We start from the raw sequence: 15,531 nt of genomic DNA, 5'->3' as shown, positions 1-15,531 counted from the left end.
ATTTTAATCAAAAAATAATAGCTGTAGTTTTATAATTCTTCTAATGTTTCTAGTGTATAGTCTACCATAGTGGTGTGTATATCTAAATGCAATACCATTCTCACCTGAGTAGGTGAAATCGGCATCACTTTAATGTGTTTTTCTTCCAATTTAGCAGCCAAAGATTTGGGTGTGAACCTGCCTTTCACTTCAAAAATGATGATATTGGTTTCAACGGGCATCATTTCTCCCACAAAATCCTTTTTTTGCAAAGCAGCAGCAATGGTTTTGGCATGTTCATGGTCTAGTGCCAATCTTTTAACATGATGATCAAGCGCATAAATACCGGCCGCTGCTAAATAACCTGCTTGTCGCATACCGCCGCCCAATACTTTTCTTATACGGCGGGCCCGAGCAATAAAAGTTTCAGTACCTAATAAAACACTGCCAACAGGTGTACCTAATCCTTTACTTAAGCAAATGGAAATTGAGTGAAAAATCTTTCCATAGGTTTCTGCTTGTTGCCCGGTTGCAACTAAAGCATTAAACAATCGGGCACCATCTAAATGTAATTTTAACTGGTTTTGTTGGCATATTTCATGAATGGACTGCAAATCCTCTAAAGTATAACAACTGCCCCCACCACGATTACTGGTGTTTTCAAGGCTTACCAAGGTAGTTTGGGGTTTATGCACATCATTGGGGTTAATTGCACCTGCCACCTGTTGCGCAGTAATTCTGCCATTATTTCCTTGTAATAGTTTAACAGAAGCTCCGCTATTAAATGCAATACCCCCCCCTTCATAAAGGTAAATATGCGATAATGCATCACAAATTACCTCATCACCCGGTTGAGTATGTACTTTTATGGCAATTTGGTTGGTCATAGTACCACTGGGGCAAAATAAACCGGCTTCCATCCCAAAAATTGCGGCTGCTTTTTGTTCCAGTAATTGAACGGTAGGATCTTCCCCCAGAACATCGTCACCAACTTTGGCTGAAAACATGGCTTCTAACATGGCCGGTGTTGGGCGAGTAACCGTATCGGAACGATAATCGATAATTAAAGGCATAGGTTTGCGAAGATAAATGCGTTCTTATAATTTTTTGCAGGTAGTAAGCAGATTTAATTTTTTTTAAAAAGGCACTTTTTTACAAAAACATTCGTTTAATCAGAGTATTTAATGTAGATTTGCACACTTTTGAAATTTATGGGAATAATTTTAACGCTATGCTTGCAACCAAATGGCATGTTTTAGCGTCTATATGTTGTTGTAAATAAATTGTAACTATATACTATGAGGCAGCTCAAAATTGCAACCCAGATTACCAACAGAGATTCTCAAGCCGTAGAAAAGTATCTGCAGGAAATTTCTAAAATTCCAATGATTACTCCCGAAGAGGAAACAACACTGGCTCAGAAAATTAAAATGGGTAATCAGAGAGCGCTCGACAAATTGGTGCAGGCCAACTTACGTTTCGTGGTATCTGTAGCTAAGCAGTATCAGCACCAGGGCCTTTCACTTAGCGATTTGATTAACGAGGGTAACCTCGGCTTAATAAAAGCGGCACAACGCTTTGATGAAACCAAAGGTTTCAAATTTATTTCTTATGCCGTGTGGTGGATTCGCCAATCGATACTACAGGCATTGGCAGAGCAGGGAAGATTAGTCCGCCTGCCTCAAAACAAAATTGGCACTTATAACAAAGCCAACAAGGCTTATATGGCTTTTGAACAGGAGCATGAGCGTGAACCTTCTACTGAAGAATTGAGTGAAATTTTGGAAATGAGTGAAACAGAAATTAACAACATTTTCCAAAGTAACACCCGCCATACTTCATTAGATGCTCCGGTACATGAAGCTGAGGATGTAGCAATGGGCGACTTATTAGAAGGCAGCGATGATACTGACGACGATGTAATGAAAGACTCATTACGCGAAGAAATCAAAAGAGTATTAAAATCATTGAGCCCTCGTGAAGCCGAAATTGTGAATGCTTACTTTGGTTTAGATGGAGAAAATGGTGTAACCATTGAACAAATTGGTCAAAAGTACGATTTAACCAAAGAGCGTATCCGTCAAATTAAAGAAAGAGCCATAAAACGCTTACAAAAAGCCAGATACAGCAATGCATTAAAAGCTTATTTGGGTTAATTAAAAAATGAAATTACCCCCTGTTTTAACAACAGGGGGTTTTTGTTTCTGCACTCTGTTACTTTAGGCACAAAATTCAAATACGGCATTCCTTACCTTTGCCAAAAATTTATTAGCATGGATAATTCAACTGTAGAAAAAGTTCATATTTTAATTATAGGTTCAGGTCCCGCAGGTTATACAGCAGCAATTTATGCCGCTCGTGCCAACATGAAACCCGTATTATATCAAGGCATTCAGCCGGGCGGTCAATTAACCATTACAACAGAAGTAGAAAATTACCCCGGTTACCCAAATGGTGTACAAGGCCCTGATATGATGATAGACTTTGAAAAACAAGCTACAAGAATGGGGGCCGATATTCGGTATGGTATTGCAACAAAAGTTGATTTTAGTGCACAACCTTACAAAGTTTGGATTGATGATGAAAAATTAATTGAAGCAGATGCAATTATTATTTCTACCGGCGCTTCTGCAAAATGGTTGGGCTTAGAAAGTGAACAACGTTTAAATGGTTATGGAGTAAGTGCTTGTGCAGTTTGTGATGGCTTTTTCTTTAAAGGAAAAGAAGTGGCTATTGTAGGTGCCGGCGATACCGCGGCTGAAGAAGCACTTTACCTTTCAAAATTATGTACAACAGTGCATATGATTGTTCGCCGCGATCAAATGCGTGCCAGTAAAATAATGCAAGAAAGAGTTTTAAAAGCCCCCAATATTAAAGTTTACTGGAATAGCGAGACCGAGGAAATTTTAGGCGATAAAAAAGTTGAAGGTGTTATTATTAAAAACAATAAAACCAATGTAAAACAAACCATTCCCATTAGTGGCTTTTTTGTTGCCATTGGCCACCAGCCGAATAGTGAAATTTTTAAACCCTGGGTAGAAATGGATGAAGCAGGTTACATTAAAACTATTCCTGGAACCACAAAAACCAATGTAGAAGGTGTTTTTGCTGCCGGTGATGTTCAAGATAAAACTTACAGGCAAGCTGTTACGGCTGCTGGCTCCGGATGTATGGCTGCTTTAGATGCCGAACGTTATTTAAGCGCCAAAGGGCATATTTAATTGCTTGCTGCTATGCTATCTGTACACTTAAATAACGTAATTTTTTGGGCATACCATGGATTGTATAAGGAGGAAAAAATTACCGGTAATGAGTTTGAAGTAAATTTGCGCGTTGATTATACGCCGCCCATTCCCCACACATTTCAAAGTATTAACGATACCATTAACTATGTTGCACTATTCAAATTAGTGCAACATAGAATGGAAAAACCTACGCCATTATTAGAATCAATTGCAGTTGATATAGCTAATGAAATATTTACCCACTTTACAATGGCACAAAAGGTTGTAATTTCAATAAAAAAGTTAAATCCGCCCATAGCTGATTTTAAAGGCTCTGTAAGTGTTAGTTTTGAACTAGACAGATCTTAATTTTTTTCATAAACGATAATTTGATTCGTAAATAAATAGATTGCCTATGTTCACTAAAAAATTACTGCATTATAGCCTAACAATACTTTGTTTAATTGGATTGAACATTCATAAAACTTTTGCCCAGGATAACAATGTATTGTTTAAACAAGCCAGCAATGCTGAAATTGCTTTAAATGAGCAGCAGGCATTAGATTTATATAAAAAGATTTTAGTAACTGACCCTAATAATTTAAAAGCCTTAGTTAAAGCAACAGAACTAAGTTGCTCTACAGGCGAAAGATTACCTATTGCCAATGATAAACGCATAACTTTTCAGTCCGCATTGGCTTATGCTCAAAGAGCAGTAGCTGCTCATCCTGAAGCAGCAGAAAGTTACTATGCATTAGCTTTGGCTTCGGCTAAAATGACTGAAGTTGAGAGCAATAAAAAACAACTGGTTCAATATGTAAAAGATATAAAAACCAATGCCGACAAAGCACTTAGCATTAACCCTAATTTGGGCATGGCTAATTTTGTAGAAGGGCGTTGGCATTATGAAATGAACGAATTAAACTGGGCAAAAAAATTAGCCCTAAAAACCATGTATCCCGGTGGTGTACCTGCAACCAGTTACGATTCTGCCATTGTTTATTTGGAAAAATGCCGCAAAACAGAACCTTACTATGTTTTAAATTATCTTATTTTGGCAAAAAGCTACAAGGCCAATAATAATCCTTCAAAAGCTATTGAAATATTACAACAATTGGTAAAATTACCTATAAGAACGCCCGATGATGCCGCATTAAAAGCAGAAGGACAGAAATTATTAGATTCTTTAATGTAATTATTCTTTTTTAAAAAGTTTTTTTCCTCCATTTACCACTATTAATGTACCAAAAAGAGGGAATAAATAAAGTTATCCAATAAACCCATTCACTTCCCCAACCAATGGTTATTGGTAAATGCCATTGTTCTAATGTAAAATAACTGTAAATACAGTACATTAAAATGGCTACAAATTCTATCACCAAATTTACCTGGGTACTTCCGGTACCGGTTACTGCATTTAACCAAATGGTTGAAACCGACATGAGTAATAATGCAGTTGAAACTACCCTTAATACAGGAATACCATGTTGTATAAATGTTTGGCCTTGTCCATAAAATGATAGAAACACAACCGGAAAAATATTAATCAACAAAAAAACACAACCTGCAAATAGCAGAGATAATAGCATTATTTTTTTGATTAATGGTATTACTTTATCATGCATTTGTTGTCCAATAATATTACTTACCATTGTATTGGTGGCAGCTGCAAAAGCCCAGGTAAAACAACCAAAAAATCCAAAAATGTTGCGCATAATATTGGAAATGGCCAAATCCATTGACCCATGGTGTTCAATAAGAATATAAAAAAACTCCCAACTTACAATGCTCAAGCAGAATTGTGCTATTAAAGGCGCAGAAATTCGAAATATGAGCAGCGTGTTTGATTTATCATATTTCCATGACTGAAATAAATGCAATTGTTTGTCAATTCCTTTTATTCTAATTACAAAATAAATAGCCATAAGGCCGGTAAATTCAGCTATGATTGATGAGTAAGCTGCACCATTAAATCCTAATTGTGGTAATCCAAACTTCCCAAAAATTAAGGTATAATCAAAAAAAACATTGGCTATTGATTCTGCAGCTGTTCCAATAATTAAGTATTTGCTTTGGTTAGTACCCACCAAAACCGCATTGCGTAATTGATATAAAAATAAAAATACAATGCCAAAAATGCGAATGCGCAAAAACTTTACAGCCATTTCTACATGCAATGCATTGTGTAAAGTATGTTTTAAAATAAAGGGAACTACAATCCAAGTTAAAAGTATTCCTAATATAGCCAATGCAAAAGAAATACGAACACCTTGAGCAAATAAATTACCAATGGCTTCAATTTTGTTTTCTCCGGCCCGTCGTGCAATAATAGCCTGCATGCCATTATTCAGCCCTAAACCAATAACCGCAAAAATTAAATAATATACACCTGTTATTCCGGCTACTGCCAACTGCTCTTCACCTAAATGGCCTAAAAAAACATTATTAATAATAAAATTTAATTGTGGAACCAGCGTAGCAGCAGCAATTGGCAACGCAATTTTTAAAATTTGTCGGTTGGAAACTGATACTCTATAATCGGTGTTAGCTTGGGTTATGCTGTTCATACTTTCAACAAAACTACTACAATAAACACGGGCAATATTAAAAACTTCACTATTCTTTTTTTAAACAGTAATTGTATATTTGAAAAATGGTTGAAAAAGAAATAAGTCAATATAGCCTTGACAGAGAGGAGCTTGCTGCAATAGAAAAGCAACTAACTATTGAAGTTGGGTTACATTATATTGCTATTATTGAAGTTGTTACTGCATCAGAATCAATTACCGCAGTTGAACTTTTTACTTTTAATAAATTTGAACATAACTGGTATCAGATATTTCAGGAAGTACGTTTACAATCTATTTTGTTTGACATAAATTATGCATCAAAACAAATTTTTATTAATGGATTTCAACAAACCATTATTCCTGAAAAATTTTATAAAAATGATCTTACCCATCATTTTCTGCAAATTTTGCATGGGTGGAAAAGTAACGATTTAAATTATGATGGTATTTACATACAAAATAAACAAATCTATATAGCAAGTCAATTACCGGCAGATTTACGGCAGATGTTTCATGTAAGTTTTTCTGAAATTCCGGTTTATAATAGTTTACGCAAACAAATTGAAACTGCTTTAAAATTAGGCAGCGAATTTCAAAATTATTGGCATATACAATTTTATCCCGGAAGTTTTTCTATAGTTAGTCTTCAACAACAGCAATTGCATTTAGCAGAAAGTTATTGCTATACTTGTGTTGAAGATATTATTTTTAGATTAGTAAGCATATTAAATACCTATAATATGCAAACTTTGCCTTTGAAAGTTCATATTAGTGGAATTTTACATGAGTCAGATGAAATGCATACTGCCATTAAAAAGTTAATACCCGATGTGCAGTGGCAGCCTGGTTTTAAAGGCGAACAAATATTAATTGAAAAAAATTATTATCCCGAACATTATTTGCAACCCTTTTTTAATGTTGTTTTATGAGGATTATTTCCGGTAAATGGGGGGGGAGAAAAATTAAACCACCGGCCAAAATGCCTTTTACGCGCCCCACTACCGATATTGCTAAAGAAGGTTTATTCAATATTTTACAAAACAGAATCAGCTTCCATAACATACAAACATTAGATTTATTTGGAGGCACCGGTGCTATTAGTTATGAGTTGGCCAGCAGAGGTGCAGGTTTTTTAACTATTGTTGAAAAAGACAATACCATGGCAACCTTCATACAAAATAACTTAACACAATTAGGTGCATTGCCTAATCAATTTCAAATATACCGGCAAGATGTTTTTAACTTTTTAAGTAGTTGCAAAGATAAATTCGATTTTATTTTTGCAGGACCGCCTTATGCCCTGGGAAATATTGATGATATTCCCAGAATTATTGTTGAACAACAAATGATTGCGCCAGGTGGTTACTTTGTTTTAGAACATACACCAAGAAACAATTATCAAAACTTTAAATGCTATCAGTTTGAAAGAAACTATGGCACAACGGTATTTTCTTTTTTTAGTTCAGATAATTAAAATTTGCACTAACATCATAAAATGATATATAAATTTCTATGAGTCAGCAAAGAATTTTTATTACAGGAATTGGTACAGGAGTTGGTAAATCATTAATCAGTGCCATTGTTACAGAAGCACTGCAAGCCGATTATTGGAAACCCATACAGGCAGGGCTTGACGAAGGTACAGATGCCGGTACAGTAAAAAATTTAATTAGTAATGAAGTTACTCAAATACATCCTGAAGCCTATCGGCTAAAAATGCCCGCATCGCCACATATTGCTGCTGCAGCGGAAAATATTACTATTGATATTAATAAAATTCAACAATCTATTCCTAAAAGCAATAACCCTTACTTAATAATTGAAGGTGCCGGTGGGTTAATGGTGCCTATTAATCAACAACAATTCATTGCCGATATTATTACAACATTACAAACCCCGGTTATACTTGTTAGCAGAAATTATTTAGGAAGTATTAACCATTCATTATTAACTGCTAAAGTTTGCAAAGATTTAAATATTAAAGTAATTGGATGGATTTTTAATGATCATTATTTACAATATGAACAAGAAATAGTGAATTGGTCAGGCATTCCTTACATTGGCAATATTCCATTTACCGAAAATCCTAACCATTGGTTTGTACAAAAGCAAGCAGCTAAAATAAAAGCGCGATTATTAGAATTGCTATGACTAAAAATGAATTAAGAAAAATTTATTTAGAAAAGCGCAAGCAATTGTCTGAAAAAGATAAACTGATTGCAGATGATTTAATGTTATTACAATTTCAAAATTTGAATTTTAATAACCTTCATTATGTTTTAAGCTATTGGCCGCTTTTACAACACAATGAACCCAATACGCAATTATTTACTCGCTATTTAAAATATTTTTATCCCGAATTACAAATAGCCTATCCTGTAACAGATACCAAAAGCAATACTATGCAGGCCAGGCTTACAAATGATGATACCATATTTTCCATTAATCAATGGGGTATAGCTGAACCAACGGATGGGGATTGGCTTGCACCCGAGATGGTTGATTTAGTTTTGGTACCCCTATTAATTTTTGATTTAAAAGGGTATAGAGTAGGGTATGGAAAAGGATTTTATGATAAATACCTTATTCAATGCAATAAAAACATTATCACCATCGGATTTTCTTATTTTGAGCCTGTAGTTAAAATAAGTGATACCCAACCTTTTGACGTACCTTTAACTTATTGTATTACCCCGAATAAACGATATGAATTTTAATGCTTTTTTTTTGAAATCATTTAGGGTTTTATTGTTGCCATTTGCAATTGCATATGGCATTATAATATTCATTAGAAATAAATTGTACGATAAGAATTTTTTACTACACGAAACAACTTTTAATTTTCCATTAATATGCATTGGTAATGTAGCGGTAGGAGGAACAGGAAAATCGCCTATGGTAGAATATTTGCTGAATTTTTTACACCCTACCTACAAAGTAGCCACGTTAAGCAGGGGGTATAAGCGAAAAACAAAGGGATATGCGTTAGCCAATGAAAACACAACTGCCTTAGAAATAGGTGATGAACCCATGCAGTTTCATCTTAAATTTCCTAATGTGCCCGTTGCAGTTGGTGAAGAACGATTAGTGGCAATTCCACAATTATTGCACGACGTACCCGATTTACAAGTTATAATTTTGGATGATGCTTTTCAGCACCGTGCAGTTAAAGCAGGATTAAATATCGTTTTAACCGACTACAACAATTTATACATTTACGATTTCTTTCTACCTACCGGTGATTTGCGTGATGAACGTCGTTCTGTAAAACGAGCTGATATTATTATAGTTACCAAATGTCCACCTGATTTAACCTTCGATAAAAAACAAAAAATTTTACGCAATTTACATCCCTTAAATACCCAATTGGTGTATTTTACCACAATTGAATATGATACCCCTTATCACATTATAACGCATGAACTAAAACCCATTACCGAAAACGATGAAGTGCTTTTAGTTTGTGGAATCGCCAATCCTAAACCATTAAAAGATTATTTGCACCAACAAGCGGCTACTTACTATCAAAAAAACTATAATGATCATCACATTTTTACTATTGATGATTTAAAAGAAATTATAGAACGCTATAAAGCAATTGATGTACCTCAAAAAATGATTCTTACAACTGAGAAAGATGCAGTAAGACTTACCAAATTTAAGCAGGAATTGGTAGATTTACCATTATATGTTTTACCTATAAAGCACAGGTTTTTATTTGATGAAGCATCTTTGTTTGAATCGGCAGTTGAGCAATACATTGTAAATTTTAATAAAACACATGAGCAAGCAAAAAAATAAAAAACATAGCACTACTAAAAACACGCAAAAATCTTTAGTAGTTACCGGTGTTTTAGAAATTACACGAAGCGGATTAGGTTATGTAGTTGTAAATAACGGTAATGGCGATGTATTGGTTCGACAAGGCAACTTCAACACTGCATTACATGGTGATACAGTTTCCGTTAAAATTATCAAAGAAAGTGCTACTACTAAAAAAAAGGAAGGAAGAATTGTTGATGTAATAGCTCGCCGTCAAACCGAATTCGTTGGACACTTACAGCTATCTACCAACTTTGCGTTCTTTATACCCGATACGGAACGCCCGATGCCAGACATTTTTATACCGCTTGATAAATTAAATGGTGCTAAAAACAAAGAAAAAGTAATTGCTCGCCTTATTAAATGGGATAAAGGTGACAAAAAACCGGAAGGCGAAATCATTGGCATTCTTTCTTCTGAAGATGAAAATGATGCAGCCATGAAGGAAATACTTGCACAAGCAGGCTTCCCTTTATCGTTTGAAAAAAATGTATTAGCTGAAACAGCACAGCTTCCTACCGAGTTAAATCAAAAAGAAATTGAAAAACGTCGCGATTGCAGAGATGTTTTAACGTTTACAATAGATCCGGTTGATGCTAAAGATTTTGATGATGCTATCTCAATAAAAAAAATTAAAAATAATTTGTATGAATTGGGTATTCACATAGCAGATGTAAGTTATTATGTTGAACCCAATACTGCATTAGATGATGAAGCTTATAGCAGAGCAACATCAGTTTATTTACCGGATAGGGTAAACCCTATGTTACCTGAAAAAATTTCAAATGAATTATGCTCCCTACGCCCGCACGAAGATAAATTTACCTTCTCAGCCATATTTGAAATAACCACATCAGGCGAAGTTAAAAAACAATGGATTGGCCGAACAGTTATTCATTCAGATCATCGGTTTACTTATGAAGATGTTCAAGCTATTATTGAATCAGAAGAGGGAATTTATGCAGAACAAATTTTGTTATTGAATAACATAACACAAAAGTGGCGTAAACAACGTTTTCAAAAAGGTGCCATCAATTTTTCTTCACAAGAAGTAAGATTTGTTTTAAACGAAAAAGGGAAACCCATTGGTATTACCATTAAAGAAAGTAAAGAAGCACATCAGTTAATTGAAGAATGTATGTTATTGGCTAATAAATCAATTGCTGAATTTGTTGCTAACCATAAAACAAAAGATGGAAAAGAAATTCCTTTTCCATACAGGGTTCATGATAAACCTAATGAGGATAAGTTAACCCCGTTTATTGCTTTTGCAAGAAAATATGGGCATCAGTTTAACATTGATACACCGGAAAAGATTGCTGCTAGTTTTAATGAAATGTTGCAAGCAGTTCAAGGCTTACCCGAGCAACACGTGCTGGAACAACTTGGCATTAGAACCATGTCGAAAGCCATTTATACGGAAAAAAACATTGGACATTACGGACTTGGGTTTGCGTATTATTGTCATTTCACTTCACCAATTCGACGTTACCCTGATATATTAGTGCATAGAATAGTAGCATCTATTTTGAAAGACAAACCTATTGTTGACAAAAAAATGGAAGAAAAATGTAAACACTGCAGTGAACGCGAAAGAGCCGCAATGGAATGTGAAAGAGCAGGAAATAAATATAAACAAGTAGAATTTATGCAGGATAGATTAGGCGAGGTTTTTGAAGGCGTGGTAAGTGGTGTTGCATCTTTTGGTTTTTGGGTTGAAACAGTTGAACATAAATGCGAAGGCCTTGTAAGTATTGTTGATTTAAACGATTATGATGAATTTAAACTCGTAGAATCGGAATATGCATTAGTAGGTAGGCGAAGTGGCAGACAGTTTAGAATGGGCGACAAAGTAATGATTAAAGTAGTTGCTGCCAATTTAGAAAAAAGGCAACTAGACTATGAATGGGTGCCGAATTCCAATTCAAATAAGAAAAAAAACACGACAAAAAGTGTATCAAACAAAAAAAAGAAAAGAAAATAATTTTTCATCTACATTTAAAACAACCAACCATGTTACTCAAAAAAACTTTACTACTCGCAATGGTTCTAACAGTATCCTTAGAAGCATTTTCCCAAAATAATCCTGAAGCCACTGAGCAATGGACACCGGTACCGCCAGTTGTAACGCCTGGCATTTCTGCTTTCATTAATCCACCATCCGATGCAATTATTTTGTTCGATGGTAAGAATTTAAATGCTTGGGAAAGTGTTAATAATCCCGGTCAACCCGCACTATGGGATGTTAAGAATGGCATTTTGACCGTTAACAAAAAAGCAGGAAATATTCAAACAAAAGAAAAGTTTACAGATTACCAATTACATATTGAATGGCGAATACCTGCCGATATTGAAGGCGAAGGCCAGGCCAGGGGCAATAGCGGTTTGTTTTTGGCATCTACCGGACCGGGCGATGCAGGCTATGAATTGCAAATATTGGATAATTATAAAAATACAACTTACGTAAATGGTCAAGCCGGCAGTATTTATAAACAATTTCCTCCATTAGTGAATGCTTGCCGTAAACCCGGTGAATGGCAATCGTATGATGTTATTTGGACAGCACCTCGCTTTAATGATGATGGCACCTTAAAATCACCGGCTAGGGTTACTGCCTTTCAAAACGGCGTACTTATTCAAAATAATACCATATTGAAAGGACAAACACTTTATATTGGTCAACCTTTTTATAAAGCACATGGTGCCGAGCCCATCAAACTACAAGCACATGGAGATAAAAGCAAACCCATTAGTTTTAGAAACATTTGGGTAAGAAAACTCAGCTAAGTTCAAATTTCAATTCACTTAAATAATGCCCATTTTTTTCATTAAAAATGTGGCATTTTTGTTTTGTGCAACTCCTTCACGTAAAATATAATCAAAATGAATGTCGGTATCTGAAATGGTACTTTCAAAACAATAATTTGAAATACTTTCCGGATAATCCTTTTCTAAAGTGCTTAATTTTAAATCGTGTGTTGCAAATAAAACAATACAGGGTAATTGCATCATTTGCTCAAGAAATTGCGTAGAGCCTTCAAACTTATCGGCAGAATTAGTGCCTCTTAAAATTTCATCCATTAAAACCAATGCCGGATAATGAGTATTTATAGCGGTTTTAATATCATACAATCGTTGCAACTCAGCCATGAAATAAGAATGATTTTCCTGCAATGAATCTGTTATTCTAATACAAGAAAAAATATACATTGGACTTAATAAAAATTCATCCGCACAAACGGGTGCACCCATTTGTGCCAACAAAACATTTATACCTACAGTTCGCAAAAAAGTGCTCTTTCCACTCATATTTGAACCCGTAATAATTCTAACTCCCTTGTTATTAAAAGCAAATGAGTTAGGAACACGAGTATCTTCGGAAAGTAGAGGATGTGCCATGTTCCTTGCACTTATGAAAAGTTCATCTTCACTCAATTGTGCATACACAAATGCACTATGGTTATGGGCATATATGGCCATTGTATTTAAATAATCAATTTCAGCAATTGAGTCTATCCATTTAGAGAATTTTAATGAATATTTATTGTGCCATTTATTTAATGATAATGCACTGTGAACATCAATCATTAACAAACTATTTAAAAGGGTAGAAGCTAACAAATTGTGCTGCTGATGAATTAGGTTAGTAATGTATGCCAGTTCTTGAAAACTTTTATTAGCCTGTTTACAATTATTTTTTAGTTCTTGTAAAATATCGCTGTTGCCGGGTTGCACCTGTTGAAATGTTTCTACTAACCGATGGTATTGTGCTATAATATCTTCGTTTTTACTAAGAAAATGGAAAGCTTGAATATTCTGATTTTTTACTCGGATTACATGAATCCAATTTAATACAATACCAATAGAAAGTAAAAAATATTGACCGCTATCTAATGCAATGTACAATGCAGCTAATGTATAGGCAGGCAATACCCAACGGATAACATTGTAATATTCAACATGCTTCATTCTTTTAAAGTCCACTATCCACTGCTTCAAAAGTAAATCTGATGGGTTATGTTCTTTTTTATGTAACAAGGCGGTGGCTATCCAGTTTTCAATAAAAGGATATTGCGTGCTATAGGTTTTTATTGCTTCCTGATAAGCTATAATTGTTTTTTTATCTAAAATAGTGTTTGATAAACGTTTTGCTAATTGAAGTTTGCCTGCAAAGGTTACAGTTCTGTTTAAAGCATGAAACAAAGAGTTTTTTCCGAAAATATCTAAATCAACAGCATACGACGACATTTGCAAAAACTCGCTTCCATCGTCAAATTCATTTTCCTTTCCATGAATAATATTCCATTCGTTTTGGGCTAATCGCAACTTATTTTCCAGTAATTGCTTTTTTTGCTTTTTTTGAATATGCCATGCCACTAATCCAAAAAATACTATAACAAAAAATATGAACAGAAAAATAAACAAATGATTAGGGCTGTTGAAATATTGATAGAGACATAATACTGCAATTATAAAAACAAGAGCCCGCAAAATTGCGAGCCAATTAATGAATTTTTTTAGCTTTTGTATACCAATATTATGTGCCTTTATTTGTGTTTCATAAAATGCAGTAAGCACTGCTTTGGTAGAATGATTCATACAAATTAAACCGATTGTGTAGATGTATTAAAACATACACCTTCCTTTTCAAGTAAGGGTAAAACTAAATTGTAAATATGTGGATGGGTTGGTATGTGAAGACCTGTTAATAACAATTCACCTTTAAGTAATAGACTAGCTGCAATACCTAAAGGCAAACCAACCGTTTTGGCCATGGCAGTATGCATGGCATTTTCGCCAATAACTTTTAATTCGGCTTTATGCAACATATTTTTACCACTTAATAAATACTCAATTTCATGTATCATCAATACCATATCCTTATCATTGGGTTGCATGGCCCATTTATTTTCTAAAATAAACTGTAGTGCAACAGCAGCACTGCACACGCCTTTATTGATGAATGTTTTTGTATCAAACCAACCAATGTCTTGCAGCAAAGCCTGCATTTCAGGTAAATGAGTGATGTGCTGATAAAGTTGTTGTTGATTGGTTTTAGAAAAATGAGTTTCAAAAAATGCTGCAAACGATAAACCATCTGTATCATATTGCAAAGCTTCACTGGTTAAGTTAGCTTTTACTAACCATTGCCATCCATTACAATAATCTGTATATCGAATGGTAGTACGTTTAAATGTTGCTACATTACTTAAACCATATTGCTGCATGTATTGCAGTGAGTCACGATTGGGGTAGTAACACAAACCCGGTATTGTTGCCGACTTTAAAGGGGTGCAATTAGAAAATATGTTTTTATAGTCAATTTCAACTGTTGTATTATTCTCTTTATAAACAGCACCTGCACTACCTGCCATTACAACATTTCTGGGATTCCAACTTATTTTATAGTGCCAGGCATTATTATCGCTTTCAGGTGCTACCAAGCCGCCACAATGTGAATAAAATGCAGTAATTGTTCCACCAATTTTTTCTATCTCAGCAATCATTTTCATGGCACTCATATGGTCTATGCCGGGGTCTAAGCCCATTTCGCACAAAAACAATAAACCTTGCTGTTGTATTTCTGCGGCAATTTGTTTCATATTATCATCAACATAACTGGCCGTTAGTAAATGTTTTTTTAATACCAAACAATCTTTTGCAACCAAAAAATGCAAGGCAGGTGGCAGCATGGATATTACCACATCCGCTTGTTGAATTAACTGTTGTCGTTGAGCTTCCAACTCAATTTGAATGCTTACAGCTTTCACCCAATCATGTTGCCCTACTTTTTCCTGAGCAACAGTTAAATTTGCATCAGCTACAGTAACCTGCCAGTGATTAAGTGCAGAAACTTTCTTTAAATATTCAATTAAAACAGTGGCCGATTTGCCGGCACCAAATAATAAAATTGATTTCATAAACAAGACCAATCA

The 15,531-nt window shown here is 34.7% G+C and carries 15 protein-coding genes; 11 read left to right on the top strand and 4 right to left on the bottom strand.

The annotated features are described in order from the left end of the window. Positions 1-29: 29 nt before the first annotated feature. A complete protein-coding gene (locus LX80_RS01845) occupies positions 30-1,052 on the bottom strand; it encodes a threonine aldolase family protein (protein ID WP_111293324.1) in 1,023 nt (340 codons plus the stop codon). Between the two features lie 225 nt (positions 1,053-1,277). Between LX80_RS01845 and LX80_RS01840 the strand changes: the two genes are divergently transcribed. The 4 genes from LX80_RS01840 to LX80_RS01825 all read left to right on the top strand — a co-directional run bounded on the left by LX80_RS01840 (position 1,278) and on the right by LX80_RS01825 (position 4,398). Further along, positions 1,278-2,135, top strand: coding sequence for a sigma-70 family RNA polymerase sigma factor (locus LX80_RS01840; protein ID WP_111293323.1), 858 nt, complete (start codon positions 1,278-1,280; stop codon positions 2,133-2,135). Between the two features lie 117 nt (positions 2,136-2,252). After that, positions 2,253-3,200, top strand: coding sequence for a thioredoxin-disulfide reductase (gene trxB, locus LX80_RS01835; RefSeq protein ID WP_111293322.1), 948 nt, complete (start codon positions 2,253-2,255; stop codon positions 3,198-3,200). Between the two features lie 12 nt (positions 3,201-3,212). After that, positions 3,213-3,572: a dihydroneopterin aldolase gene (gene folB / locus LX80_RS01830; protein WP_111293321.1), complete on the top strand. Its 360-nt coding sequence runs from the start codon at positions 3,213-3,215 to the stop codon at positions 3,570-3,572. Between the two features lie 46 nt (positions 3,573-3,618). After that, on the top strand, positions 3,619-4,398 hold the full coding sequence (locus LX80_RS01825; protein ID WP_111293320.1) for a tetratricopeptide repeat protein: 780 nt from the start codon (positions 3,619-3,621) through the stop codon (positions 4,396-4,398). Positions 4,399-4,408: 10 nt separating this feature from the next. On the opposite strand, the gene LX80_RS01820 is transcribed toward LX80_RS01825, so the two are convergent. Continuing rightward, complete coding sequence (locus tag LX80_RS01820) at positions 4,409-5,770, bottom strand: MATE family efflux transporter (RefSeq protein ID WP_111293319.1); 1,362 nt, start codon at positions 5,768-5,770, stop codon at positions 4,409-4,411. Between the two features lie 86 nt (positions 5,771-5,856). On the opposite strand from LX80_RS01820, the gene LX80_RS01815 reads away from it, so the two are divergent. The 7 genes from LX80_RS01815 to LX80_RS01785 are packed head-to-tail and all read left to right on the top strand — an operon-like array spanning position 5,857 to position 12,382. Next, positions 5,857-6,702: a DUF3822 family protein gene (locus LX80_RS01815; protein ID WP_111293318.1), complete on the top strand. Its 846-nt coding sequence runs from the start codon at positions 5,857-5,859 to the stop codon at positions 6,700-6,702. Then, entirely contained in the window at positions 6,699-7,247 is a 549-nt protein-coding gene (locus LX80_RS01810; protein WP_111293317.1) for an RsmD family RNA methyltransferase, read from the top strand. Before LX80_RS01815 ends, LX80_RS01810 begins: the two co-directional genes overlap by 4 nt. Before the next feature lie 38 nt (positions 7,248-7,285). Beyond that, complete coding sequence (bioD, locus tag LX80_RS01805) at positions 7,286-7,924, top strand: dethiobiotin synthase (protein WP_111293316.1); 639 nt, start codon at positions 7,286-7,288, stop codon at positions 7,922-7,924. Next, on the top strand, positions 7,921-8,490 hold the full coding sequence (locus tag LX80_RS01800; RefSeq protein WP_111293315.1) for a 5-formyltetrahydrofolate cyclo-ligase: 570 nt from the start codon (positions 7,921-7,923) through the stop codon (positions 8,488-8,490). The genes bioD and LX80_RS01800 overlap by 4 nt, the downstream gene beginning before the upstream one ends. A gap of 10 nt (positions 8,491-8,500) precedes the next feature. Next, entirely contained in the window at positions 8,501-9,574 is a 1,074-nt protein-coding gene (lpxK, locus tag LX80_RS01795; RefSeq protein ID WP_245897923.1) for a tetraacyldisaccharide 4'-kinase, read from the top strand. Next, a complete protein-coding gene (gene rnr, locus LX80_RS01790) occupies positions 9,555-11,579 on the top strand; it encodes a ribonuclease R (RefSeq protein WP_111293313.1) in 2,025 nt (674 codons plus the stop codon). The genes lpxK and rnr overlap by 20 nt, the downstream gene beginning before the upstream one ends. Before the next feature lie 29 nt (positions 11,580-11,608). Next, positions 11,609-12,382, top strand: coding sequence for a 3-keto-disaccharide hydrolase (locus LX80_RS01785; protein ID WP_111293312.1), 774 nt, complete (start codon positions 11,609-11,611; stop codon positions 12,380-12,382). A gap of 18 nt (positions 12,383-12,400) precedes the next feature. Here the strand turns inward: LX80_RS01785 and LX80_RS01780 are convergent, their stop codons facing one another. After that, positions 12,401-13,972 (bottom strand): MutS-related protein, encoded by a 1,572-nt coding sequence (locus tag LX80_RS01780; protein WP_170120352.1) that lies wholly within the window; start codon positions 13,970-13,972, stop codon positions 12,401-12,403. 227 nt (positions 13,973-14,199) lie between these two features. Next, positions 14,200-15,516, bottom strand: a complete 1,317-nt coding sequence (locus LX80_RS01775; RefSeq protein WP_111293310.1) for a saccharopine dehydrogenase C-terminal domain-containing protein — start codon at positions 15,514-15,516, stop codon at positions 14,200-14,202. Positions 15,517-15,531 lie beyond the last annotated feature (15 nt).

Source organism: Hydrotalea sandarakina, assembly GCF_003254115.1.
Classification (GTDB): Bacteria; Bacteroidota; Bacteroidia; order Chitinophagales; family Chitinophagaceae; genus Hydrotalea; species Hydrotalea sandarakina.
This window is presented reverse-complemented; position numbering and strand designations above follow the sequence as displayed.

Excerpts from the sequence above, each read along its gene's own strand:
- LX80_RS01800 (WP_111293315.1), top strand. The coding sequence starts at position 7,921 with ATGACTAAAAATGAATTAAGAAAAATTTATTTAGAAAAGCGCAAGCAA.
- LX80_RS01845 (WP_111293324.1), bottom strand. The coding sequence starts at position 1,052 with ATGCCTTTAATTATCGATTATCGTTCCGATACGGTTACTCGCCCAACA.
- bioD (WP_111293316.1), top strand. The coding sequence starts at position 7,286 with ATGAGTCAGCAAAGAATTTTTATTACAGGAATTGGTACAGGAGTTGGT.
- folB (WP_111293321.1), top strand. The coding sequence starts at position 3,213 with ATGCTATCTGTACACTTAAATAACGTAATTTTTTGGGCATACCATGGA.
- LX80_RS01785 (WP_111293312.1), top strand. The coding sequence starts at position 11,609 with ATGTTACTCAAAAAAACTTTACTACTCGCAATGGTTCTAACAGTATCC.
- rnr (WP_111293313.1), top strand. The coding sequence starts at position 9,555 with ATGAGCAAGCAAAAAAATAAAAAACATAGCACTACTAAAAACACGCAA.
- LX80_RS01825 (WP_111293320.1), top strand. The coding sequence starts at position 3,619 with ATGTTCACTAAAAAATTACTGCATTATAGCCTAACAATACTTTGTTTA.
- LX80_RS01775 (WP_111293310.1), bottom strand. The coding sequence starts at position 15,516 with ATGAAATCAATTTTATTATTTGGTGCCGGCAAATCGGCCACTGTTTTA.
- trxB (WP_111293322.1), top strand. The coding sequence starts at position 2,253 with ATGGATAATTCAACTGTAGAAAAAGTTCATATTTTAATTATAGGTTCA.
- LX80_RS01840 (WP_111293323.1), top strand. The coding sequence starts at position 1,278 with ATGAGGCAGCTCAAAATTGCAACCCAGATTACCAACAGAGATTCTCAA.
- LX80_RS01810 (WP_111293317.1), top strand. The coding sequence starts at position 6,699 with ATGAGGATTATTTCCGGTAAATGGGGGGGGAGAAAAATTAAACCACCG.
- LX80_RS01820 (WP_111293319.1), bottom strand. The coding sequence starts at position 5,770 with ATGAACAGCATAACCCAAGCTAACACCGATTATAGAGTATCAGTTTCC.
- LX80_RS01815 (WP_111293318.1), top strand. The coding sequence starts at position 5,857 with ATGGTTGAAAAAGAAATAAGTCAATATAGCCTTGACAGAGAGGAGCTT.